Genomic DNA, 22557 nt, shown 5'->3' on the forward strand with positions numbered 1-22557 from the left:
TTATGACGGCCGCTGCGCGTCGCGAGTAGTAAATCGGCCCCGTGCCGTTGACAGCGGCGATGTTCGCATGCTGCGCGTCGCGCTGCCTTGCCGCGGCGTCAGGCTCAGGCGCGCGTGCGTTTCATCAGCGTCGCCGCGCTGAAGACCTTCGGCGCGTCGCGCGCGGGCCGGCGTTCGGCCGGCGGCTTCGCGCACTCGCGCAGCAGCTTGCGATACTCGGTGCGGAAGGCATCGTGCGTGCGGCTGCCGAACGTCGTGTGGCCGCCTTCGTACTGCTGGGCCTGGTACTCGTGCCAGGTCGTGCAGTAGCCGAAGTAGGCGTTCGCATAGGACGACACGACGACGTGCGCGACGCCGAGCGGCGCCAGCGCCTCGAGGCACAGCGCACGCAGCTGACGGCCGGCCTCGGTGGTGATCTCGCCCGGGAAGCCGATCAGCGCCAGCGCGCCGAGCCGCCAGACCTGCAGCGGCAGCACCTGCGGCACCCAGGGCTTTTCGTCGAGCGCGCCGCTGGCGTCCTCGCGACGCAGCTCGGCGACCATGCGGTCGAGGAAGCCGGGCAGACGGCGCAGGCGCGTGATGCCGACGATCCTGCCGGCGGCGGTCTCGGCGACGATGCGCTTCGGCGCCTGCGCGCGGTACTTGGCTTCGACGGCGGCCAGCGTCGCGCCGCCGTCGCGCCGCGCGGCGCGCCGCTCGCGCCATTCGGCGGCGCGCGCCAGCGCGCCGAGCAGCGCGACGACCGGCGCCGGCGCGCCGGGCCCGTCGACCGGCGAGCCGGCGAAGAAGGCGAGGCCGTGGCAGGGCGCGACGGTGCGTTCGCCGGAGAGGCCGGCGAGATCGGCGTCGACCTCGACCTCGCCCATGTCGCGCCAGGCGAGCGCCGCGTCGGTCGCGCCGGGCGCCAGCTCGTGCCTCGCATCGAGCGCGCCGAGGATGCGCTGCGCCTGCTCGCGCTGCAGGCGGCCGTTGAAGCGCGCGCTCTCGGTGTCGTCCGCGTAGCGGCCGCGCGGCCAGCCCTTGTCGGCGCTCTGCGCGTTCGGCGAGACGTCGCCGGCGAACTGCTGCGCGAAGATCGCCACCGCGCCGTCGCCGAGCGCGGCTTCGAGCTCCTCGGCGGCGTAGCCCTTGTTGTCGTAGGAGACGTAGCGGTTGCGGTTGCCGACGCTGGTCGGGTGCACGCCGAACCAGTTGATCTGGCCGATCGCGCGGCCGTCGTCGTCGCGGGCTTCGAGCAGCCACATCGTGCGCTCGATGGCCAGATGCGCCTCGCGCGGCGTGCGCTTCTCGACCTGCGGGTTGCGGTTGTGGGCGGCGAGCGAACGGTTGAAGGCGACGTCGGCGTCGGCCGGGAAATCACCGTGCGCGAAGCGCAGCCGCGCCGGCCGCCGACGCTGCCAGGCTTCGGCGAGCGCCTCGACGAGACTGCCGACGATGGCCTCGAAGACCGGCGGACGGAAGCCGGGGATCGAGAAGTTGTAGAACGGGAAGTGCGCGTAGCCGCCGGGCGCCGAATGCGTGTGCTGGGCGCAGAGCAGCAGGCGCTCGTCGTCGAACAGGCCGGGATGCGCCCGGGCGAGGCGCTCGAGCACGGCGCGCTTCACCTCAGGCAGCATCATGCAGATCTCGCTCTGCGCGAAGAACAGCGGCGCGCCGGCGATGCCGGCGAAACAGAACGCGCGGCTGTACAGCGCCGTCTCGCGGCGCTCGATGACGTGCTCGGCGCGGCCGTAGCCGAGCATGCCGAAGCCGCCGCCCTCGAAGGCGATCTCGCGCTTGCCCGCGCCCGCCAGCCATCCGCTCATGCGCTTCCCCTGTCTCCGGCCGCAGAGCATCGCGGCCGGAGCCGGTGCCGGCAAGCGGGAAATCGGACCCAGCCGCCGCTAGCGGCGGCGCGGCGCGGCGCTCGGAAAGTGCGCCGGATCGTCGTCGGCGGGCCGCGTCGGCGGCGCGCGCAGCGGCGCGTCGCGATCGTTGAGGGCGCGGCCGGCGAGGTCGTCGGTCTCCAAGGCATCGGCGATCGATGCGGCCGACTCGCCGTGCGCGCGGCGCTGCAGGGCCTTGGCCTGCAGGTCCGCCGGCAGCGCCCAGCCGAGACGGTCCTCGATCGTTTTCAGGAAGCGTTCATCGTCATCGCGAAGCGTGCCGCGCATGTTGTACTCCGGAACGTCGGCGACGGAAAATCCGCGTCCATTTTCAGACGGTGCCGGCCGCGCGCGAGTTCCGCTCGCAGTGTCGGCGGCTGCCGGAACGATCGACGGAGCCATGACGGCAAGCATGACGAAGCGCGCGACGGGCATCACGGCCCTGCTGCTCCTGGCCCTGTGGGGTGTACGGCCGGCGCACGCGGCCTGCGACGTGACGGTGCCGCGCGGCGGCGACATCGCCGCGGCGATTGCCGCGCTGCCGGACGACGGGCACGCCAGGACGGTGTGCCTCGGCGCCGGCGACTACCTGCTGCGCCGGTTCGTGCCCATCCTGCGCGACGGCGTGCACCTGCGCGGCAGCGGCGCGGCCACCGTGCTGCGCATGCAGGACGGCGTCGCCCAGCCGCTGATCGTGATCGGCGACTGGCGCGACGAGGCGCCGGCGCAGCCGGTCCGCGACGTGAGCATCGAGCACCTGAAGCTGGTCGGCGCGCGCGCGGATCACGAATTCATGCCCGAGCATCCGTATCTCAGCAACAGCGCGATCGTCGTGCGCCGCGGCGAGAACATCGCCCTGCAGGATCTCGAACTCGACGCCTGCCGCAGCGCCTGCATCCTCACCGAGCGCGACACGCGCGGCGTGCGCATCGAGCGCAATCGCATCCTCGGCGCGGTCTGGGACGGCGTGTCGTTCAACCGCTCGGCGCAGGTCACCGTGCGCGACAACGAGATTCGCGGCAACAGCGCCGCCGGCATCACCGCCGAGCATCTCGAGGACAGCGAGATCCGCGGCAACACGATCGCCGGCAATGGCTCGCACGGCCTGTATCTGTCGGACTCGCTGCGCAACCGCGTCGTCGCCAACCGCATCGAGAACAACCGGCATGCGGCGGTGTTCCTGACCTGCGCCGTGCGCTTCCGCGATCCGCAGCCGGTGCTGTGCTGGGACAACAGCATGAGCCAGGGCAATGTGTTCGAGGACAACCGCCTCGCGCGCAACGAGCATGGCTACGACATCGGCGCCGACCGCGCCGCCAACTGCAAGCTGCCGCAGTGGCAGCCGAACGTCTGGCGCGACAACCGCAGCGATGCGCCGAACCGCGATCCGCGGCCGGAGCAGTTCGGCCTGTGCACGCGCGCCGGCTAGCGTCGCGGGAGGCTCAGTCGCCGATCCGGCCGCGCAGCGCCTTGACCTGACCGCGCCGCGTCTTCTCGTCGACGCGCCGCTGCTTCGCCGCGCGGCTCGGGCGCGTGGCGCGGCGCACGCGCGGCACCACCGCCGCCGCCGCGATCAGCTCGCGCAGACGTTGCAGCGCGGCGTCGCGGTTGCGGTCCTGGCTGCGGAACTGCTGGGCCTTGATGACGACCACGCCGTCCTCGGTCAGGCGCCGGTCGCGGCGCGCGAGCAGGCGCTCCTTCACCGCCTCCGGCAGCGAGCAAGCGCGCACGTCGAAGCGCAGCTGCACGGCGCTCTCGGTCTTGTTGACGTGCTGGCCGCCGGCGCCCTGCGAGCGCATGGCGGAAAGCTCGATCTCCTCGAGCGGAATCGCGAGTTGGGCGTTGATCGTCAGCATCCGGCGGCCTTCATCGGCGGGCAATGGCGGTGGCCGATGATGCCCGATCGGCGGCGCACGCCGCGCCGGACTGGCATCGGATTTGCCAGCCATAAGGCGACGGCAGGCCGGGAGATGACGATGGACAGCGTGGCGAGCGGCAGTTCGATGACCGGCCTCGTGCTCACCGCCGGCGGTGCGCGCGGCGCCTATCAGGCCGGCGTCATCAAGCGCGTCAGCGAGATTGCGGCGCTGCGCGACGGCCCGTCGCCGTTCCAGATCATCGCCGGCGCTTCGGCCGGCGCCATCAATGGCGCCGCGCTCGCCGCGGCCAATTCCAGCTTCGCCGAAGGCGCGGCACAGCTCGCCAGGCTGTGGTCGCAGCTGACGTTCTCCGACGTGTTCCGCACCGACACGCGCGCGCTGGCGAAGACCGGCGGCAAGCTGGCGCTCGACATGGCGCTCGGCGGCCTGATCGGCGGCGGTCGCGCCGACGCCCTGGTCGACAGCACGCCGCTGCGCGGCTTCCTCGACAGGCACCTGCGCTTCGACGGCATCGCCGAGGCGATCGCCAAGGGCGATCTCTATGCCCTGGCGATCACCGCCACCGGCTATCACTCCGGCAAGGCCTTCACCTTCATCCAGGGCCAGGCCGGACATCCGGTGTGGAACAAGAGCCGCCGCGTCGCGCTGTCGACGCAGCTGACGCTCGACCACGTGCGCGCCTCGTCATCGATTCCCATCGTCTTTCCGCCGGTCGCGCTGCGCGCCGGCGCTGCGGTCGCGTATTTCGGCGACGGCGCGCTGCGCCTGACCACGCCGCTGTCGCCGGCGATCCGCCTCGGCGCCGAGCGCCTGTTCGCGATCGGCGTGCGCTGCCAGGAAGCCGCCGACAGCCTGCTGCGTTCGGAACTGGCGGCCGATCCCGATCTGGTCGCGAGCCTGCAGCGGCCGCCGCTCGCGCAGATCTGCGGCGTGTTCCTCAACGCGATCTTCCTCGATCACCTCGACGCCGACGTCGATCATCTGCGCCGCATGAACGAGCTGGTGTCGGCGTTCCAGTCGGTGTCGCACACGCACGACGCCATGCAGAGCGGCGTCAGCGAGCCGATGCGCATCGTCGAGCCGCTGATCCTCTCGCCCTCGGCCGATCTCGCCATCATCGCCAAGACCCTCGCGCACCGCCTGCCGCGCGCGATCCGCTACGTGATGGACGGCCTCGGCACGCCGGACGCGCAGAGCGCCGACCTGACCAGCTATCTGCTGTTCGACAAGGCCTTCACCAGCGAACTGATCCAGCTCGGCTATCGCGACGCGGCGCAGCGGATCGACGAGATCGAGCACTTCCTGGTCGGCGCGCGCCTGAGCCGGCGCCGCGCCTGAACCGCGAGACCCGGGTAGTGGTTTCCCCGGCGCCGCGCGCAGCTGTCTATTCGGGCGCGTGCGCCGCCGCTTTCGCCGCGCGCAAGGTCTCCCGCACCATCAGCAGCAGTTCCTTCGCATAGCGCGGGCTCGTCTTCAGCGGCGGCGCATGCGGATTCTCCGCTGCGTGCCGGGCGGCCGCCGCGGCGAGCTGCGCCTGCTCGCGGCGCGCATTGCGGATCAGGGTGCGCAGCCGCTGGCTGTCGACGCCGGGATGCGCGGCGATCCATTCGGTGACCGCCGCATCGTCGGCGAGCAGGCGATCGCGCCAGCGGTCGGCGAACTGCAGTGCCCGTTCGCGGCCGCGGTGGTAATCGGCGATCGCCCGACGCAGCGGCGCCGGGTCGATCTCGCGCAGCAGCTTGCCGAGATACTGGCCGTGGCGGCGCCGCGCCTCGTGCGCGGTGATCGTGCGCATCGTGCGGAACGCTTCGCGCAGGCGCTCGTCCATGCCGATGCGGTCGAGCTGCGCGTCCGGCAGATCGAGCAGGGCGTTGCCGAGGTCCTTCAGCTCCTCGGCGTCGCGCTTGACCTGCGACTTGCTCGGGCCGTCGTAGCCGAAATCGAGCGGCGGGGGTTTCTTGGCCATCAGGACCTGCCTCGCGCGAGGTAGGCGAACAGGCGCGCGCGCGTCGCATCACTCATCTCGCGCAGCTTGCGGATATTGGTGTCGGGAATGCCGTCGACGTCCGGGTGGCTGTCGATCGCCGCCTCGACGCTGTCCTCGCGCAGCAGATGCAGCAGCGGCCATGGCGCGCGGTTCGTCAGGTTCCCGGCATCGTCCGGCAAGGTGTCCGCGAACTGGTAATCCGGGTGGAAGCTCGCCACCTGGTAGAGGCCGCTCCACTCGAACTGGTCGAGCATGCCGTCGACCTGGTCGAGGAAATCGTTGTACTCGGCGAAGTCGGCGAACAGGTGCGGCACGGCGATCAGCGTCGTCTCGATCTGCTCCGGCGGCGTGTCGTCGAGCCTGGCGAGTTCCAGCTGCAGCTCGGCGAGCAGATCCAGCTCCTCGCGCGCCTCGCTGACCACCACGCGCACGCGCCCGGCGCGGGTCGGCTTGGCGGCGAACGGGCACAGGTTGAGACCGATGACGATGTCATCGAGCCACTGGCGGATTTCGGCTTCGATCGGGTGCACGGTGACGGCGCGGCGGTGACGGGCGCACAGGGTAAAGGCTTTGCCGCCGGCGCGCCTCGGGCCGGCCGCCGGCGTTCCGCGCCGCCTCGTCCGCCCATAGCGTATAGTGGTCCTCTCGCGAAGCCTCCTGGGGCCTGCGGCCCGCCTTCGCGACAGCCGGCGGCGTCTGCGCGGGCCTGACTCAGCGGGGAGCAAGGCTCTCCAAGGCAGTTCTCCATGAGTACCGAAACAGGGCTTATCCGCGGTGTCGCGGTTTCCCTCCCCGACGGCATGGTCAGGCGTGAACTGGCGCGGCTGCACCCGTACACCATCGGCTGCTGCCGGCGCATCGGCCTGCGCAACGAGGCCGGCGCGGTCTATCGCTGGATTCGCACCGTCGGTCTCGGCCACTTCCTCGACGTCGTGGCGGCGATGACGCGTCTCGGCTACGTCGACGAATGGCAGCAGGCGAGCGGGCACGGCGGCTTCGACGTCGTTCTGTCTCCGGACATCAACCGCTCCTCGGCGGCGGCGCAGCACGCGGCGCGCACCGTCCGGGTCCGCGACCCCGGCGGGCGGCGGCTGCGTGGCGATGCCTCGGCGCACGCCGCGCACGGCAGCGCGCCATGAACAACAAGCAGGCGCGCCAGCCCAGGCAGGATCTGTTCACCAGCGCGATGGGCGGCGGCACGATCCGCAGGGCGAGCGATCTCGCGCTGGTGACGTTTCGCGACGCCGCGCTGATCACCACCAGCGAGGAGTTGCGTCGCGCGCAGCAGTGGGGCCGTGCCCGCGACGCCAGCGCCAACGAACACGACGATCGCCTGACGCTGCTGCAGCAGCTCGACACGATGATCGCGCGCGCCGGCACCGCCGAACCGACGCGCGGCGAGCCCGCGACCATCGTGCGCCTGGTGCGCAAGATGCACGAAAGCGGAATGAATATGGCCGAATGGAAGATCCCGCAGCCGGTGCGCGACCTGCTGCTCGCGGCGCAGGCGACGGGGAGTGCGTGAGCGCGCGCGCCGGGCGCGCCTAGCCGCCGCGCGCCGCGCCGGCGCGGCGCGCGTCCGTCGCCGCCGATCGCCGCCGGCATGATGCGATTCCACATCCTGCATCGCACCTGCTACGGCTTCACCGCGCCGGTCGCGCTCGGCGCGCATGAGCTGCGGCTGCGGCCGCGCGAAGGGCAGGACCTGCACATCGAGTCCTTCCGGCTCGACATCCAGCCGCGCGCCAGCCTGCGCTGGCATCGCGATGCGGAAGACAACGTGGTCGCCGTCGCCAGCTTCGCGGACACCGCGCAGCAGCTGGCCATATCGAGCGAAGTCGTCGTGCAGCAGCACAATGTCAATCCCTTCGACTTCCTGGTCGCCGAGCACGCGCTGCAGTTCCCGTTCCGGTATACCGAGGAAGAAGCCGCGGTCCTGCGGCCGTACATGCGCGCCTTCGACGCTCCGCCCTGCACGGAGCGCTTCGGCGCCTGGCTGTGGCGAGGCGCGTTCGAGCACGGCGGCCGGCGCGAGACGTTCGCCGTGCTGCAACAGCTGAATCAATACGTGTGCGACAGCCTGCGCTACCGCGTGCGCCACGAAGCCGGCGTGCAGAGCGCGGACACGACCCTGGCGCTGGGCAGCGGCGCCTGCCGCGACTTCGCGGCGCTGCTGGCCGAAGCCGCGCGCCAGCTCGGATTCGCGGCGCGCTTCGTCAGCGGCTATCTGCGCACCGAAGCGTCGGGTGCGGATCCGGGCGCCACACATGCCTGGACGGAAATCTATCTGCCCGGCGCGGGCTGGAAAGGTTTCGATCCGATGCAGGCGCAGCTTTGCGCGCGCGATCATTTCGCGGTGGCGGCGGCACGGGAGCCGGCGTCGGTGCCGCCCGTCTCGGGCGCCTACGCCGGTGCCGCGGGCTCGCGGCTCGACGTCGGCATCTGGATCACCGCCTGGCCCGGCGGCGCGGCGGACGACAGCACCGCGACGCAATGCGCGTGAACAGACCTCGGTCGTCGATGAGATTCCGCAGGCCCTGCCCGCGGAGCCGCTGCAGATTCTCCAGCATGCCCATGACAAGCGCGGGATCGCTGCGCTCCCGGTCGCCGAGCTCGGCAACGATGCGCAGCGGATGGATGCTGCGGTAGGACTTGGTGGGATCGCCGGCGAAGCGCTGGTGGGTGACGTTCGGGTCGTCCGCTGTGCCCGAGGAGCTGTCGAGCCGCGTCGCGGAATCGCGGCATCCGCGGGCGCTCGATCCCGAAATCGAAGCGCTTGCACGGCAGTATGGCTTGGCCGTGGCGGCGCCATCACAGTAGGAGAGCCATCGCTCCGGTGCTGTCGCCGGCGCTCCGCGGCGGCGCGTCGACGAAGCGCGCGCGCTTCTCAGCCCAGGCTCTCGATCAAGGCCACGCTGCCCTGGCCGCCGTCCGCGCAGATGCTGACGATCGCGCGCGTGCCCGCCGGCATCGCGGCGAGTTCCTTGACCGACTGGCTGAGGATGCGCGCGCCGGTGGCGCCGAAGGGATGGCCGATGGCGACGCTGCCGCCGTTCGGGTTGACGCGGTCGCGCGGGAAGACGCCGAAGTCGGCGTCGACGCCGGCCTTGTCGCGCAGGAAGCTCTTGTCTTCGAGCGCCTTGATGTGGAACAGCACCTGGGCCGAGAACGCTTCGTGGATTTCCCAGAGGGCGATGTCCTCGTACTTCAGGCCGTGCCGCGCGAGCAGACGCGGGATCGCGAAGGCCGGCGCCATCAACAGGCCCTCGTGGCGGAAGTCGATCGCGGCGATTTCCCAGTCGAGCAGTTTCACGCGCGGCGTGTCCGACGGCAGCCTGGCGATGCCGGCCTGCGTGCCGACCCAGATGGCGGCCGCGCCGTCGGTCAGCGGCGAGGAATTGCCGGCGCTGAGCGTGCCCTGGCCGCTCGTGCGGTCGAAGGCCGGCGGCAGTTTGGCGAGCTTGTCGAGCGAGGTGTCCTTGCGCGGAATGCCGTCGCGGGCGACGTCGCCGACGGCGACGACCAGATCGTCGAAGAAACCGCGCTCCCAGGCCGCCACCGCGTTCTTGTGGCTGGCGAGCGCCGAGGCGTCCTGCTCGCGGCGCGGGATCTGCCATTCCCTGGCGGTGATCTCGGTGTGCTCGCCCATCGACAGGCCGGTCGTGCGGTTGGTGACGGCCGGGATGTAGAGCTTGACGTCGCCGAGCCGGAGGTCGCGGATCGCCGCGAACTTGTCGCCGACCGATTTCGCCTTCTGGAACTTGCGCAGCCAGTCGCTGAGCGTCTGCGTCAGGCCGACCTGCACGCGGCTCATGCTCTCGACGCCGCCGACCAGCGCCAGCTGGCGGCTGGAGTCGTTCAGCATGCCGGCCGCCTCGAAGGCGCCGATCATGCTCGTCGAGCAGGCCATGATGGTCGAGAACGCGGTGATGGTCGGCGGCGCGCCGGCTTCCATCAGCACCTCGCGCGCGAGGTTGCTCCAGGTGAGGTTCGGCACCACGCTGCCCCAGACCGCGAAGTCGGGCGTCGCACCCTTGGCGAGCATGGCCTGCACGACCGGCACCGACAGGGCGATGGCGTCGTATTTCGCCAGCGCGCCCTCGACCTTGGCGAACGGCGTGCGCACGCCGGCGGCGATGAAGACGTCGTGGCGGGTCGTCGGTGCGGGAGCCATGTGCGTGTCCTTCGCGTGCGGGGCAATCGAGTCTAGCGCAGGCGGTTTTCGACGGCTCGCGATGCGGGCGAGGGCCGGCGCGTGCGGCGGCGGTGCATGCGCTACGATCGCCGCCGCGGTCCAGGGAAGGAGAGAGACGGGTGGCGAAGGTCGCGAAGTCATCGATGCTGTTCGCCGCGCTGCTGGCCGGCGGCGTGGCGCAGGCGCAGGCGCCGCCGCTGACGGCGGCCGCGCTGCGCGCCTGTGCGACGCAGGTGCAGCAGCTGCGCAGCGGCGCGGCGCAGCTGAACCGGCAGGTCGCCGAGGCCGACGCGCGGCGCGAGCGCATCGACGCGCAGGGCGCGGCGCTGCGGCAGGAGGCCGCGCAGCTCGATCGCGAGCACCTGCAGGCGCAGCTCGATCTGCAGCAGCGCCGCCGGCGGCACAACGACGAGGCTGCGGCCTTCAACGCGCAGATGCTCGCGCAGCGCCGCGCGATCGACGAGCTCAACCGCGTCAAGGCGGATTACGCGCGGCAATGCGCCGAGCGCAGCTATCGGCGCAGCGATTTCGCCGCGCTGTCGCCCGACGCGCAGGCGGCGATGCGCGCCGGCCTCGACGATATCGTCGTGCCCTACGTCGAACCGGCGCCGGTGCGCTGAGCGGTGCGCATCTGGGTCGACGCCGACGCCTGTCCGAAAGTCATCAAGGAGATCCTGTTCCGCGCGGCACAGCGCAAGCAGCTGGAACTGCTGCTCGTCGCCAACGCGCCGCTCGCGGTGCCGCGCCTGCCGTACATCCGAAGCGTGGTCGTCGCGCGGGGCCTCGATGTCGCCGACCAGCACATCACCGAATGGGCGCAGCCCGGCGATCTGGTCGTCACCGCCGACATTCCGCTGGCGGCGGCGGTCGTCGCCAAGGGCATCGTCGCCATCAACCCGCGCGGCCAGCGCTACGACCGTGACAACGTGCGCCAGCAGCTGGGCCTGCGCAATTTCATGGCCGACCTGCGCGGCGCCGGCGTCGAGACCGGCGGCCCGCCGGCCTTCCACGCACGCGACCAGCAGGCTTTCGCCAACCAGCTGGAACAGCAGCTGCTGCGCGTGCCGAAGCGCGGCGCGGCGCGTTGAACGACGGGCGGCGACGCTGTCGCGCCGCGCCGCCGCGCCGGCGCGGCCTCAGGGCGCCGACAGCGCTTCCATCTGGATGCGCAGCGTCACCGTCATGTTGAAGCCGTAGTCCTTGCCGGCATCGAGGCCGAACTCGTCGCGCTGGAAGCTCGCGAGCGCGTCGGCGCCGCAGATCTCGCGCGTCTTGAGCAGCGGATGCGCGATGCACTTGAACGAATTGACGGTGAGCGTCAGCGGCTTGCTGACGCCGTGCAGGGTCAGCGTGCCGACGACGCGCGTCGGCCGGCCGTCGACGAAATCGGCGAGCTTGCCCTTGTACGTCGCCTGCGGGTACTTCGCGGCGTCGAAGAATTCCGGCGCGACGGCTTTCTCGTGCATCGCGTCGAGGCCGAAGTCGACGCTGTCGATGTCCACGCTCACGTCGACCTGCCCGGCCTTCGCCGCCTTGTCGAGCGTCATCGTGCCGCTGGTCTTGTTGAACTTGCCGCGCCAGATCGACACGCCGCCCATGTGGTCGGCCTCGAAGCTCGGATAGGTGTGCGCCGGATCGATCTCGTAGCGCACCGGCGCCGCCTGCGCGGCGCCCGCGGCCGCGCTGCAGATCATGGCCGCGAGGCGTGCGATTCGCTGGTGATGCTTGAACATCGGCTCTCCCCTCAAGTGGTGCCGCCGGGCTGGCGGCATATGGACGTCGAACGAGTCCGCGGAAAATCGACACGGCGCCTGCGCCTGCGCGATGCCCCGCCGCCTGGCTCAGTCACGGTCGAGTGCCTGCAGGCGCGCGGCGAGCAGCGCCGGAAAACGTCCGTACCAGGTCGCGTTGAGCGGCGAGGGATGCGGCAGCGGATGCAGGGTGATGTCGCGCGCGTGGCCGGCGCGGCTGCGCACGCTGACCGGCAGCGATCGCTCGTAGCGGTCCTCGCGCGCCCAGAACGCTTCGAGCGCCTGCGTCACGCCGCGTTCCTGGTTGAGGCCGAACCAGAAGAAGGCCTCGCGGCCGAGCACGATCAGGTCCGTGCCCCGCCAGTCGTCGACCAGCACCTGCGCCATCAGCGGCTGGAAGCGCTTCTTCACGGACGTCGACCACGCCTTGTTGCCGACCGGCTTGTACGGCACGGTGTTGGCCCAGAAGTAATGGCGGCCGATTTCCTTCGAGGCGGCGAAGTCCGGCAGGGCCTGGCCGTGGCGGTGCAGGTAGAGTGCGCGCCGCACGAGCTGGCCGCCCGCGCCGATGAAGGGTTCGAGGTGCTGCACCTCGTCGCGGCCGGGGTCGCGGCCGAAAAAGCCGAGCCGCGCCCGCCGATCGCCGTGCGCGACGATCGGCTCGAGCGGATCACGCCCGTATTGCGCGTAGACCTCCTTGTCGATGCCGGCGATGTCGGCGGCGATCGCGCGAAAGGCCTGGCGCTGCACGGTGCTGAGGACGGTGTCGGTCATGGAACTCGGAGGATCGGGAAGGCGCTTTTACAATAGCCGGGCATGATGCCTGCAGTCGCAGCCGGATGGCGGAGGACGATGTGGAAGACTGGGTGAACCGCGCCCTCGAACGCTGGCCGAACGTGCCGGCCCTGTACGGCTGGCTCGCGCTCGACCGGCGCGGCCGCTGGCTGATCCGCGGCGAAGTCATCACGCGACCGCAGATCATCGACACCATCAACCGCAATTATGCCGGCGACGAGCACGGCCGCTGGTATTTCCAGAACGGGCCGCAGCGCGGCTACCTGCGCCTGGAAGTGGCGCCCTACATCCTGCGCGTCGGCGCCGACGGGCAGTCGCTCGAAACGCACACCGGCCTGCGCATCGAGCGTCCGACGCAGGCGCTGCTCGACGAGGAAGGCTCGCTGCTGGTCGTCAGCGAGCACGGGCCCGGCCAGCTCGCCGACCACGAGCTCGACTGGGCGCTGGCACGCCTGCGCGCCGGCGAGGCGGCGCTCGACGACGCCAGCCTCGCCGACGCGCTGGCGCGGCCGTCGGACACGCATTGCGGCCTTCGCCTGCAGCTCGGCGCGCACACGCTCGACGTGCGCCGCCTCGATCGCGAACGCATTCCCGGCACCCTCGGCTACACGCTCGACCCGCAACCGCGCGAAGGCGAGCACGCGGTGGTGGGCGGCGACGACGCGCTCTGAGCGCGTCTACTGCGGGCTGGCCTTGCTGCCGAGTTGCTTGCGCAGCACGGCGTAGTCGATGCTGCTCAGCTCGCGTTTCCAGGTGGCGCCTTCGTCCGTCGAGGATTCGATGGTTTCGACACCGAGCGCACCGCCGTTGACGGCCAGCAGCAGCTCGGGGAAGAGCCACAGACGATCGGAAAGACGGCCCTGGTCAGAGGTTTTCGTCCAGGCCTGGCCGTCCTTGCTGGCGTAAATGCCGGGATCGCCGAACACGCCGCCGGCTTCGAGAATGGTGCCCGACGGCAACACGATCGGCGGTGCCGCTTTCACCTTGTACGGCGAGTGCGTCTCGCTCCACGTCTGGCCACAGTCTCGGGAAACGTGCGTGCTGGCGAAGATGCCCGCGAAGCCGGCGTTGGTGCCGGTCAACACGCCCAGGATTCCTTCCGGCGAGGCGGACAGGGCGATCAGCCGACGCTGATCCGGGACTCCACCCTTGCGCCATTGCGCGCTCGCGTAGTCGTAGCAGGAGACGGTCTTGCTGGCGGTCGACGCATAGCCGACCCCGCCCGGATAGGCCCAGGCCCAAACGCCGCGCGCGCCGCTCCAGACACTGGTCTCGATGCTGTCGCGCACCAAGGCCTGCCAGTTGCCGTTGTCCAGCGTGCTGGACCAGTACAGTCCGGCGGCCTTGGCCTGCTGCACGCCGACGACCCACGTTTTCGCATCCGGCGAGGCGTTGATGAAGAAGATGCTGCCGCCGGGCAAGTTTCCGCGGTTCAGTGCCGCGATCGTCTTCTCGCCGTCGGCGGCGAACAGCGTGCCCATGTCGCCGCCGGCGACGATACGGTACGCGCCGCCGCCGGCGACGGTCGTCGCCGTAATCGCCTCGAGGTCGCCCGTGCGTCCCGCGACGTGCCAGCGGCCGGTGGAATCGCGACGGATCAGCGTGCCCATGCGCGTGCCGCCCACGATCTGCCCGTCACTCATGCGCGAAAAGCCGGTGGCGCCGATCGGATGCACCAGCGCGAACAACTCGGCAATGTCCTTCTCGTTCTTGGCAACGTCCCATGTCCGCGCCGGACCGCGCTCATACAGCGCCGCGTAGTCGGATGCGTACTGGCGAATCAGTGCCTCGTTGCTGGTGATCCTTGCGCTGCGGCCGAGCAGCACGTTGAAGTTGGCGGCGGTCAGCACCACGCGGCCGAGATCGGTGACCTTGCCGGTCTCGACCGTGAACGAGCCGACGAGCGCGACGTTGCTGTCCTTGAACTCGATGTACCTGTTTGTGCCGAAGTCGACGAGCTGCTTGATGCGATAGGTGCCGGGCTTGAGGGCGCCGACGAACAGCGAGGTGTCGCGGGACAGGTTGGGCGCGACGTTGCTCAGCACGAAACGCTGATCGAAGCCGGACTGGCGCGCGCCGTCGTCCTGCAGGCGCGTCAGCTGCATCTGGTCGAACTGCCCGACTTCGCCGGTGTTCAGCGTCAGCGACAGCACGACGCTGCCGCTCTCCGGCGAGGGCTGGTCCTTCACCGGATCGCGTGCGTATTCGGTGGTGACACAGGCCGACAATGGCAGCGCGCCGACCAGCAGCAGCCAGCGCAGCGCCCGCATTCTTCTTTGCATCGCAATCCCCCGATCGGCGGAACACCCCCGTTCCGTGGTTTCGATCGTAAGCTCATGCCGAGGCTGCGACCGTGAACGAAGTATCACGAGACGATGCCATCGCGGCGCCTGCGCGGCGGCGGGTGCAGGATGAGCCTGGCGATGACGCGATTGACGGCGCTGGCGGATGGCTGCCCGTGCGCGACGCACGGACGAAACCGGGCGTCGCTGCTTCAGCGCGTGCCCGCGCGGCTGCGGTTGGCGGCGTGCGCCGGATCTTCGTGCAGCAGCTTGCGCGTGACGCCGTTGGTCCAACCGAAGCCGTCCTGCAGCGGGTATTCGCCGCCGCCGCCGCCGCCGCCGCGCGCGCCGTCGGGCGCGTGCCGCAGGGTGTACTTCTCGACCAGCTTGCTCTCGCGCTCGTAGAGGCTCGACACGGTCTTCAGCCAGCGCGCGGCGATGTCATCGGCGAGCGATGTCTCGCCGTAGCGGCGCAGGCCGTCGATCGCCAGCCACTGCAGCGGCGCCCAGCCGTTCGGCTGGTCCCATTGTTCGCCGCTGTCGCGCTCGCTCGTGGCGAGGCCGCCTTCCTGCAGCAGCCGCGCGCGTATCGCCTGCGCGCTGCGCGCGGCCTGCGCGGCGCCGGCGAAGCCGGCGAACAGCGGTGCGGCGCAGGCGGCGCTGAGGTTTTCGCGGCGCCGGTCGAGCTGCCAGTCGTAGTCGACGAACGCGCCGGCCGCCTCGTCCCAGAGCCAGCGCGTGAGCGCGTCGCGTCTCGCATCGGCGCGGCGCCGGAAGTCGGTGGCGGTCGCCGTGTCGCCGCAGCGCTCGCTCAGCGTGGCGATCCGCGTCTCGAGGCCATGCAGGAAGCTGTTGAGGTCGACCGGCAGCAGCGCCGTCGTGCGGATGCTGGCAAGCTCGCGCGCATCGCCGAGCCAGCGCGAGCTGAAGTCCCAGCCGCTGGCCGCGCCGGCGCGCAGATCGCGATAGACCTCGTGCGCCGGCCGCTTGGCGCGGCGCGCCGTCATCACGTCTTCGAGGTGCGATTCCTCGCGCGGCGTGTCGCGCTCGTCCCAGTAGCGGTTGAGCACGCTGCCGTCGTCGAGCCGCACGCAGTGGCGGCGCGCCTCGCCGCGGCGCAGGCCGTCGGCGCCGTCCATCCAGTAGGCGTGTTCGCGGCGCAGCTGCGGCAGGTAGTCGAGCGCGCGGCGCACGCCCTTGCGCTCGAACAGCTCGACCATGAGCGCGAACACCGGCGGCTGCGAACGGCTCAGGTAATAGCTGCGGTTGCCGTTCGGCACATGCCCGTAAGTGTCGATCAGGTAGGCGAAGTTGTCGGCCATCTGGCGCAGCAGCTGCGGCCGGCCGCTCTCGGCGAGGCCGAGCATCGTGAAGTACGAGTCCCAGTAGTACAGCTCGCGGAAGCGGCCGCCCGGCACCACGTAGCGCTTCGGCAGCGGCAGCAGCGAGGAGCGCGGCGGATGCCCGGCCGGCTCGCGCGTCAGCACGTCCCACAGGCCGTCGATGTGTTCGCGCAGCGTCTGCTGCGGGTCCGAGACGTAGTGGCTGGCGGTGACCGCCTCCTCGCGGAAATGGGCGTGCACGAAAGTCCGCAGCTCGAAGCCGGGCTGCGCGCGCTCGGCGCGATACGCGGCGAGGATGCGCTCCGGCGTCTGGCGCGGCGCGCAGTCGACGAAGGTCTTGCTGTCGTCGAACACGCGGCTCATCTGCACGTCGACGAACAGCTCCTGGTAGCGGTCAGCCGGCGTCAGCGTGTCGGCGGGCGCGACGTGGGCGACCGTGTCTTCGCGCGAGGCGACGCGATCGTCGGCGCTCATTGCTCGCTGTAGTTCCACAGCAGGCCGCCGTCGACGACCAGCGTCGTGCCGGTGACGTAGGCGGCGTCGTCGGAGGCGAGAAAGGCGACGGCGCCGGCGACGTCGTCCGGCTGGCCGAGGCGCTGCAGCGGGATGTTGCCGAGCAGCCGGTGCAGCAGCGCCGGCGCCTGCAGCAGGCGGCGGTTGATCGGCGTCTCGACGGCGCCCGGCGCGACGTTGTTGACGGTGATGCCGAGCGGCGCCAGCTCGATCGCCAGGTCGCGCATCAGCATCTTCAGGCCGCCCTTGCTGGCGCAGTAGCTGCTGAAGTGCGGGAACGGCAGCTCTTCGTGCACCGAGCTGATGTTGATGACGCGGCCCGGCCGTTTCGCCTCGCGCAGCTGGCGGACGACGGCCTGCGTGATGAAGAACGCGCCCTTGAGATTGACGTTCATCACCAGGTCGTAGTCGGCTTCGCTGACGTCCCAGAACGCGGCGCGGCGTTCGATGCCGGCGTTGTTGACGAGAATGTCCGGTGTGCCGAACGTGCGCGCCGCTTCGTCGACGACGCGCTGGTCGTCGGTGACGCGGCCGACGTCGCCGGCGATCACGCAGCCGCGCCGGCCGGCGGCCTGCACCGCGGCGAGCGTCGCCTGCGCGCCCGCCGAGTCGAGCCGGTCCTCGACCACGACCTCGGCGCCCTCCGCGGCGAGACGGATCGCGATGGCGCGGCCGATGCCTTGCCCTGCGCCGGTGACCAGCGCCACCTTGCCCTGCAGTCTCATGCGCGCTCCTTCGCCGTCGCCGGCCTGCGTTCGCGGGTGAGTCATCCGCTTCGAATGCGCACGCTCGCAGATGGTTCCGGACGCGGCGCTGAACGTGGCCGGCCGGCGCGACGCGGCGACAGGCCCTGGCGGGTTTGCGCGGCCGGCTTCAGCGCCCACTGCCGGCGCGTGTCGATGTCGCGCCGGCAGCCGGCGTCGCCGCGCACCTCGCGCACGCGCGACGCCTGTGCGATCAGCCGGCGCGCGCCCTGGTCGCCGCGCAGCTCGGCGAGCACGCGCGTGAACAGCGGCCGGCCGAGCAGGGCCGGATTGCCGCGCTGTCCGTTGACGACCGGCAGCACGGCCTCGTCGCCGCGGCGGTAGGCGGCGCAGAGGCGACGCAGCAGCGGCGCGCGCAGCGCCGGCATGTCGGCGTCGGCGCGATGATCGATTGGCCGACGATGGCGTGCTGCCAGGCGATCGGCCGGTTGCGAGGATCGTCGTCAGGCCGGTGGTCGCGCCTTGGCCCATCTCGAAATGCATGATGACGAACGTCACCGTGTTGTCGGGCGCGATGCGGATGAAGGCATTCGGCACGAACACGTTCGGCGTCAGCGTGCCGTCGGCGGCGAAGGCTTTCCTTGCCGGCGGCAGCTGCACCGCGAGCACGAAGCCGGCGGCGAGCTAGGATTTGAGGAAGCCGCGGCGGCTGCAGCCCTGCGGGCTGTCGGCGGCCGGCGGCGCGGCGTCTTCGGCGGCGAGGAATTCGGCGACCGCGTCGGCATCGAGCATGCGCATCATGGTCGTTCTCCTTAGGCGCCGAGGTCGGCCGAGGCGGCGTGGATCGCCGCACGGATGCGCTGGTAGGTGGCGCAGCGGCAGATGTTGCCGGCCATGGCGCCGTCGATGTCGGCATCGCTCGGCTTGCTGTTGTGCTCGAGCAGCGCGACCGCCGACATGATCTGTCCGGACTGGCAGTAGCCGCACTGCACGACGTCGAGTTCGACCCAGGCTTTCTGCACCGCCTGCGCGGCCTTCGACTTCAGGCCTTCGATCGTGGTGATGTTCTTGCCCGCCGCGGCGGCGACCGGCAGCGAGCAGGAGCGCATCGGCGCGCCCTCGAAGTGCACCGTGCAGGGCGCCGCACTGCGCGATGCCGCAGCCGTACTTGGTGCCGGTGAGGCCGAGATCGTCGCGCAGCACCCAGAGCAGCGGCGTCTGCGGATCGGCGTCGACCTGACGGGTCTCCCCGTTGACCTTGAAGGTGATCATGCGGCTCTCCCGTCGTCCTTGCAGGTTGGCTGGTGGCGCCCGGGCCGTCGGGCAGGCGTCAGGCATAACCATTGCAGTTGCGCGGCGTGCCGGGTCCGCTCGACAGGCCTGCGGTCTCGACCAGGCCGGCCTGCGCTGAACGGCGCGCGCAAAGAAAGAGGGCGCCCGCGGGCGCCCTCTTTTTTTGCTGCCGGCCTCGGCGCTGCTTACGCGGCGCTCTGCGTCGCGGTCACCGCGGCGTTGGCCGCCGGCCGCGTCAGCGGCTCGGCGCCGCCGATCGTGATGCGACGCGGCTTGTCGGCCTCCGGCACACGCCGCACGAGGTCGACGCTGAGCAGGCCGTTCTTCAGCGAGGCGCCACGCACCTCGATGTTGTCGGCCAGACGGAAGGACAGCTTGAACGCGCGCTGCGCGATGCCCTGGTGCAGGTACTGCACGTTTTCGCCGGCGCCTTCGCGGCGGCCGCTGCTGATGGTCAGCACATCCTTTTCGACCTGGATGTCGATGTCGCCTTCGGCGAGGCCGGCGGCGGCGACGACGATGCGGTAGTCATCGGCGCCATGCTTCTCGACGTTGTACGGCGGATACGAGCTGCCCACGTCGTTGCGCAGGGCGGTCTCGAACAGATCGCTGAAGCGGTCGAAGCCGATCGAGGAGCGGAACAGCGGAGCGAAAGTCAGAGTACTCATGGTGAACAACCTCCTGAGAGCGTAGTTACGGATTCCGGGGCCCGGACATCGGCACCCCGGTGCTCCCGAATCTGGGAGCGCGCCGCGGGCTTTCAAGAGGGCGGTTGCGCCGCGCCGCCCCGGGTCTTGCGGCCGGCCGTGGCGCGGGCCGCCGCCGCCCGGCCGGCCGCGCGTCGCGCGCGACCGCCTCGGCTTCCCCGGCCTTGAGCCCGAGCGCCAGCAGCACGTGCTCGACGCGCGATGCTCGGCCGTCGGCGTCGGCGTCGGCGCCGCGCCGGCGTTGACGCTGCGCATGCCATGATCCTGCCGAAGGAGCTTCGCCAGGACGTCCTCTATTCCGTCCCGAGCACCGCGGCCGCCCGGTTCGCCGACATCGGCGACGCCGTCGTTTCGATGTCCGCAAGCCGAATTACTGAGCGCTTCGGCGGCCCGCCAGGCCCCGGCGCGCGGCCGCCGGCCGTCGAGATCGCCAAGGACGGGCCGCTTCGGGGTCTCGATGCGCGTTTTCACGCCGGCGTCGCCGGCCGACACGCGCTGCGCCGGGAGCTTGGTCGCCGCCCGAGCGGCGCGGGGCGCTGATCAGCCATCGGCGTGATGCCGGCCGCCGTGAGCTGGCAGGGCTGGGCCGGCGAGGCGGCTGGTGGCGAAGGTGCCGCCGAAGATCGCCGGGGCCGGACGGCCGGCGGTCTGCGCACCCATGGTCGCGGCGTTCTTGAACTCGCCGTCGAGCACATCGCCGGCATCGCTGACCACGGGGGTCGCGTTCGGCCTGACGCCGACCATCGACAGCGCCTTGTCGGACTGCAGGGCGCGGCGCAGGTGCGCGGCGCGCGCATCGCCGGCATGCAGGGCCAGCACGGTTCCCGCCGATGCGATGAGCAAGGCCGTCGTGACTCTCATGGCGCCTCTCCCTGGTCTTTTGCCGTGCGCCACGTGCGGCTTGTCGGCGCTTCTCCCCGCGGCTACTTTAGCGCGACTTCCCATACGGCCTACGCGCGCCCCGCGCCGACGCCGCGCCAAGACGCCCGCCGATGCCCACCGCCCGCCTCACGCATCCGATCGCCGCCAAGTGGCCGGCGCAACACCCCGAGCGCCTGCAGCTCTATTCCCTGGCGACGCCGAACGGCGTCAAGGTCTCCATCATGCTCGAGGAATGCGGCCTGCCTTACGAGGCGCACAAGGTCGACTTCGGCAGCAATGACCAGCTCTCGCCGGCCTTCCTGGCGCTGAACCCGAACAACAAGATTCCGGCGATCATCGATCCCGACGGGCCGGGCGGCGCGCCGCTGCGGCTGTTCGAGTCCGGCGCCATCCTGGTCTACCTCGCCGACAAGACCGGCCGCTTCATGGCGCGCGACGGCGCCGCGCGCTACGAGACGCTGCAGTGGCTGATGTTCCAGATGTCCGGCATCGGCCCGATGTTCGGGCAGCTGGGCTTCTTCCACAAGTTCGCCGGCAGGGACTACGAGGACAAGCGTCCGCGCGACCGCTACGTCGCCGAGAGCCAGCGCCTGCTGCGCGTTCTCGACCAGCAGCTCGAAGGCCGCGCCTGGATCATGGGCGAGGACTACACGATCGCCGACATCGCCACCTTTCCCTGGGTGCGCAATCTCATCGGCTTCTACGGCGCCGGCGAGCTGGTCGGCTTCGCGCAGTTCGGCAACGTGCGGCGTGTGCTCGACGCCTTCGTGGCGCGGCCGGCGGTGCAGCGCGGGCTGAAGATTCCCGCCTAGCTAGCGCATTGTAAGCAGGCGCGGGCAGTCGCCGCGCGGGCACCAGAACGAGATCAGGAAGCTGTGGCCGCTGTTGCAGGACAGGTCGACGACCTCGTCCATGCGCGCCGTGACATCGACATACAGGCCGCAGCCGCTCGCCAGCGCTTCGCGGACCTGCGCCTGGTAACGGTTCGAGGCCGCCGCCGCGCGCACCGCCTGGATCGCCTGTTCGCGCGAATAGGAGCCCGGTTCGACGGCGACCTCGCCGAAGGCCGTGCGCACGGTCAGCACTTCGCGTCCTTCCTGGCATTGCCACTGCGCGTCGCGGCGCTGACAGTTCACCCGATAGCGGCTCGGCAGGCCGGCGACGCTGGCATGCGGCGCGCACAGCACGCTCACGTGGACGACGCGCGCGGTCTGCGCCTCGTCGGCCCGGCGGAAGGCGGGTCCGACGTCTTCGGCCGGCTGCCGGTAGCGGTCGCAGGCGAGCCGGCCGACGGCGTCGCGCGCCGATGCCGTCAGCGGCACCGGCACGCGCTGCGCGTCCGTGGCGGCCGACGCGGCGAGCGCGGTGCCGGCGAGCAGTAATAGCAGTCCGGCGAGCAGGCCGGGAACCGCGTGGAACAGGGTCGGAGGCTTCATGGCATTGTCGCCTGATGTTACGCCGGCATGGCGCCAGGAACGCTCCATGAGCATCGCCGCGATCGCGCCGGCGCCGGGCCGACGCCGTAGCGCCCGCTCGCCGGCCGCGCCTCAGGCGCTTTCCGCGTCGGCCTCGCGCAGGACTTGCCAGGCCGGCACCTGCAAGCCCGTGCAGACGCGCCGCAGGGTGTCGATCTGCAGGTTCTTCTCGCCGCGCTCGATCGCGCTGTAGTACGTGCGATGCATCGAAATCTCGTCCGCGAACGTCTCCTGGCTGTAGCCGAGCGCGACACGCCGACGCCGTAGCGCATTTCCGAGAGCCTGTTCGAACGTCGGTTTCATCGACGCAAGGTAGGTCGATGACACTTCTCGCTCTACATATTTATAGGTAGACTACTTAAAAGTATCATTTGTGTGTACGTCGGCGAGGATGCCCCATGACACCCGGTGGACAAGAGAGGCACGGAGAGCGCGATGGGTTCAGTGTCCCGGAACCGGGGATAGCCGATGTCGACGAGACTTCGCTCGATGTTATGTTCAGCGCCATGCAGGGCAACGGCCCGAAGGTTCTCGGTGATGCGGGGCTTGCCCGGCTTTCGGAATCGAGGCTGCGTGTGATCGAGCGGGGCGCGCGCCGCCGCGCCGAGGACTGCCTGCACGACGGACAGTGCCTCTCACGACTGCTGGCGCAGGCCTTGATCGATGAAGAACGTCCGTTGCGGGCAGCCGATCTCGCGGCCGCCGCGCGGCATATCGGACGCTTGATGCACGACGGCGAGCGCTGGAATCTGCTCGCCGAACACGCATCGCTTTATCGAACGCAGCGCGCGGTGGCAGCGGAAGTCGCGCGGCACTGGTCGAAGTGGGCGCAACACTTCGCGGAATGGCCGCAGACCGGCTGACAGCGCCGATCGTCCGCAACCG

General features: G+C 70.8%; 29 protein-coding genes and 1 pseudogene. 12 read left to right on the plus strand and 18 right to left on the minus strand.

Features of this window, described 5'->3' with window-relative positions:
• Window positions 1-104 precede the first annotated feature (104 nt).
• Both K344_RS0116650 and K344_RS0116655 read right to left on the minus strand, forming a co-directional pair.
• Window positions 105-1805 carry a neutral/alkaline non-lysosomal ceramidase N-terminal domain-containing protein gene (locus K344_RS0116650; protein WP_028081623.1) on the minus strand — a complete coding sequence of 567 codons (1701 nt, stop codon included), beginning with the start codon at window positions 1803-1805 and terminating at the stop codon, window positions 105-107.
• Between the two features lie 78 nt (window positions 1806-1883).
• On the minus strand, window positions 1884-2153 hold the full coding sequence (locus K344_RS0116655; protein WP_028081624.1) for a hypothetical protein: 270 nt from the start codon (window positions 2151-2153) through the stop codon (window positions 1884-1886).
• A 124-nt stretch (window positions 2154-2277) separates the two neighbouring features.
• On the opposite strand from K344_RS0116655, the gene K344_RS0116660 reads away from it, so the two are divergent.
• Entirely contained in the window at window positions 2278-3294 is a 1017-nt protein-coding gene (locus K344_RS0116660) for a right-handed parallel beta-helix repeat-containing protein (RefSeq protein WP_051362330.1), read from the plus strand.
• 13 nt (window positions 3295-3307) lie between these two features.
• Here K344_RS0116660 and arfB read toward each other — a convergent pair whose 3' ends face one another.
• On the minus strand, window positions 3308-3721 hold the full coding sequence (gene arfB / locus K344_RS0116665; protein ID WP_028081626.1) for an alternative ribosome rescue aminoacyl-tRNA hydrolase ArfB: 414 nt from the start codon (window positions 3719-3721) through the stop codon (window positions 3308-3310).
• A 120-nt stretch (window positions 3722-3841) separates the two neighbouring features.
• Between arfB and K344_RS0116670 the strand changes: the two genes are divergently transcribed.
• Entirely contained in the window at window positions 3842-5083 is a 1242-nt protein-coding gene (locus K344_RS0116670; protein WP_245586254.1) for a patatin-like phospholipase family protein, read from the plus strand.
• 46 nt (window positions 5084-5129) lie between these two features.
• On the opposite strand, the gene yjgA is transcribed toward K344_RS0116670, so the two are convergent.
• Window positions 5130-5711: a ribosome biogenesis factor YjgA gene (yjgA, locus tag K344_RS22190; protein WP_051362332.1), complete on the minus strand. Its 582-nt coding sequence runs from the start codon at window positions 5709-5711 to the stop codon at window positions 5130-5132.
• Window positions 5711-6262, minus strand: coding sequence for a DUF1415 domain-containing protein (locus K344_RS0116680; protein ID WP_043114817.1), 552 nt, complete (start codon window positions 6260-6262; stop codon window positions 5711-5713). Before K344_RS0116680 ends, yjgA begins: the two co-directional genes overlap by 1 nt.
• A gap of 216 nt (window positions 6263-6478) precedes the next feature.
• On the opposite strand from K344_RS0116680, the gene K344_RS0116685 reads away from it, so the two are divergent.
• From K344_RS0116685 to K344_RS22195, 3 genes are all read left to right on the plus strand, one after another.
• Window positions 6479-6871, plus strand: a complete 393-nt coding sequence (locus K344_RS0116685; RefSeq protein ID WP_157623052.1) for a hypothetical protein — start codon at window positions 6479-6481, stop codon at window positions 6869-6871.
• Window positions 6868-7257: a hypothetical protein gene (locus tag K344_RS0116690; RefSeq protein WP_028081630.1), complete on the plus strand. Its 390-nt coding sequence runs from the start codon at window positions 6868-6870 to the stop codon at window positions 7255-7257. Before K344_RS0116685 ends, K344_RS0116690 begins: the two co-directional genes overlap by 4 nt.
• A 78-nt stretch (window positions 7258-7335) precedes the next feature.
• Window positions 7336-8235 (plus strand): transglutaminase family protein, encoded by a 900-nt coding sequence (locus K344_RS22195; protein ID WP_051362333.1) that lies wholly within the window; start codon window positions 7336-7338, stop codon window positions 8233-8235.
• Here K344_RS22195 and K344_RS24860 read toward each other — a convergent pair.
• Together K344_RS24860 and K344_RS0116700 are read right to left on the minus strand one after the other, a co-directional pair.
• Window positions 8180-8671, minus strand: a complete 492-nt coding sequence (locus K344_RS24860) for an NAD(+)--rifampin ADP-ribosyltransferase (RefSeq protein ID WP_157623083.1) — start codon at window positions 8669-8671, stop codon at window positions 8180-8182. The genes K344_RS22195 and K344_RS24860 overlap by 56 nt on opposite strands.
• The gene (locus K344_RS0116700; protein ID WP_028081631.1) at window positions 8620-9906 is read right to left on the minus strand and encodes an acetyl-CoA C-acyltransferase; all 1287 of its coding nucleotides are present in this window, start codon (window positions 9904-9906) and stop codon (window positions 8620-8622) included. The genes K344_RS24860 and K344_RS0116700 overlap by 52 nt, the downstream gene beginning before the upstream one ends.
• A gap of 140 nt (window positions 9907-10046) precedes the next feature.
• On the opposite strand from K344_RS0116700, the gene K344_RS0116705 reads away from it, so the two are divergent.
• Window positions 10047-10547 carry a hypothetical protein gene (locus K344_RS0116705; protein WP_028081632.1) on the plus strand — a complete coding sequence of 167 codons (501 nt, stop codon included), beginning with the start codon at window positions 10047-10049 and terminating at the stop codon, window positions 10545-10547.
• A gap of 3 nt (window positions 10548-10550) precedes the next feature.
• The gene (locus K344_RS0116710; RefSeq protein WP_028081633.1) at window positions 10551-11015 is read left to right on the plus strand and encodes a YaiI/YqxD family protein; all 465 of its coding nucleotides are present in this window, start codon (window positions 10551-10553) and stop codon (window positions 11013-11015) included.
• A gap of 48 nt (window positions 11016-11063) precedes the next feature.
• On the opposite strand, the gene K344_RS0116715 is transcribed toward K344_RS0116710, so the two are convergent.
• Entirely contained in the window at window positions 11064-11660 is a 597-nt protein-coding gene (locus K344_RS0116715) for a YceI family protein (protein ID WP_043114819.1), read from the minus strand.
• 108 nt (window positions 11661-11768) lie between these two features.
• Window positions 11769-12452, minus strand: a complete 684-nt coding sequence (locus K344_RS0116720) for a uracil-DNA glycosylase family protein (protein WP_028081635.1) — start codon at window positions 12450-12452, stop codon at window positions 11769-11771.
• Between the two features lie 92 nt (window positions 12453-12544).
• Here K344_RS0116720 and K344_RS0116725 point away from each other — a divergent pair, with 92 nt between their 5' ends.
• Window positions 12545-13144: a DUF2946 family protein gene (locus K344_RS0116725; protein ID WP_245586255.1), complete on the plus strand. Its 600-nt coding sequence runs from the start codon at window positions 12545-12547 to the stop codon at window positions 13142-13144.
• 6 nt (window positions 13145-13150) lie between these two features.
• Here the strand turns inward: K344_RS0116725 and K344_RS0116730 are convergent, their stop codons facing one another.
• From K344_RS0116730 to K344_RS22200, 4 genes are all read right to left on the minus strand, one after another.
• Entirely contained in the window at window positions 13151-14755 is a 1605-nt protein-coding gene (locus K344_RS0116730) for a hypothetical protein (RefSeq protein ID WP_157623054.1), read from the minus strand.
• A gap of 212 nt (window positions 14756-14967) precedes the next feature.
• Window positions 14968-16572, minus strand: a complete 1605-nt coding sequence (gene treF / locus K344_RS0116735) for an alpha,alpha-trehalase TreF (RefSeq protein WP_028081638.1) — start codon at window positions 16570-16572, stop codon at window positions 14968-14970.
• A complete protein-coding gene (locus tag K344_RS0116740) occupies window positions 16569-17336 on the minus strand; it encodes an SDR family NAD(P)-dependent oxidoreductase (protein ID WP_028081639.1) in 768 nt (255 codons plus the stop codon). Before K344_RS0116740 ends, treF begins: the two co-directional genes overlap by 4 nt.
• Window positions 17337-17377: 41 nt before the next feature.
• Entirely contained in the window at window positions 17378-17743 is a 366-nt protein-coding gene (locus K344_RS22200; RefSeq protein WP_051362334.1) for an NTP transferase domain-containing protein, read from the minus strand.
• A gap of 116 nt (window positions 17744-17859) precedes the next feature.
• Here K344_RS22200 and K344_RS24210 point away from each other — a divergent pair, with 116 nt between their 5' ends.
• Window positions 17860-18003 carry a hypothetical protein gene (locus K344_RS24210; RefSeq protein WP_157623056.1) on the plus strand — a complete coding sequence of 48 codons (144 nt, stop codon included), beginning with the start codon at window positions 17860-17862 and terminating at the stop codon, window positions 18001-18003.
• A 124-nt stretch (window positions 18004-18127) separates the two neighbouring features.
• On the opposite strand, the pseudogene K344_RS25045 reads toward K344_RS24210, so the two are convergent.
• Window positions 18128-18587 (minus strand): annotated as a pseudogene (locus K344_RS25045) ((2Fe-2S)-binding protein).
• A 206-nt stretch (window positions 18588-18793) separates the two neighbouring features.
• Entirely contained in the window at window positions 18794-19276 is a 483-nt protein-coding gene (locus tag K344_RS22210; RefSeq protein WP_051362335.1) for an Hsp20 family protein, read from the minus strand.
• Window positions 19277-19573: 297 nt separating this feature from the next.
• On the opposite strand from K344_RS22210, the gene K344_RS0116770 reads away from it, so the two are divergent.
• Window positions 19574-19855, plus strand: a complete 282-nt coding sequence (locus K344_RS0116770) for a hypothetical protein (protein ID WP_028081641.1) — start codon at window positions 19574-19576, stop codon at window positions 19853-19855.
• On the opposite strand, the gene K344_RS0116775 is transcribed toward K344_RS0116770, so the two are convergent.
• Complete coding sequence (locus tag K344_RS0116775) at window positions 19856-20176, minus strand: hypothetical protein (RefSeq protein WP_157623058.1); 321 nt, start codon at window positions 20174-20176, stop codon at window positions 19856-19858.
• Between the two features lie 131 nt (window positions 20177-20307).
• Here K344_RS0116775 and K344_RS0116780 point away from each other — a divergent pair, with 131 nt between their 5' ends.
• Window positions 20308-21009: a glutathione S-transferase N-terminal domain-containing protein gene (locus K344_RS0116780; protein WP_028081643.1), complete on the plus strand. Its 702-nt coding sequence runs from the start codon at window positions 20308-20310 to the stop codon at window positions 21007-21009.
• Here the strand turns inward: K344_RS0116780 and K344_RS0116785 are convergent, their stop codons facing one another.
• On the minus strand, window positions 21010-21633 hold the full coding sequence (locus K344_RS0116785) for a hypothetical protein (RefSeq protein WP_028081644.1): 624 nt from the start codon (window positions 21631-21633) through the stop codon (window positions 21010-21012).
• Between the two features lie 111 nt (window positions 21634-21744).
• Window positions 21745-21975 carry a helix-turn-helix domain-containing protein gene (locus tag K344_RS0116790; RefSeq protein WP_028081645.1) on the minus strand — a complete coding sequence of 77 codons (231 nt, stop codon included), beginning with the start codon at window positions 21973-21975 and terminating at the stop codon, window positions 21745-21747.
• A gap of 191 nt (window positions 21976-22166) precedes the next feature.
• On the opposite strand from K344_RS0116790, the gene K344_RS0116795 reads away from it, so the two are divergent.
• Entirely contained in the window at window positions 22167-22535 is a 369-nt protein-coding gene (locus K344_RS0116795; RefSeq protein ID WP_028081646.1) for a hypothetical protein, read from the plus strand.
• Window positions 22536-22557: the final 22 nt, after the last annotated feature.

The sequence above is a fragment of the Solimonas soli DSM 21787 genome, from assembly GCF_000474945.1.
Lineage (GTDB): Bacteria > Pseudomonadota > Gammaproteobacteria > Nevskiales > Nevskiaceae > Solimonas > Solimonas soli.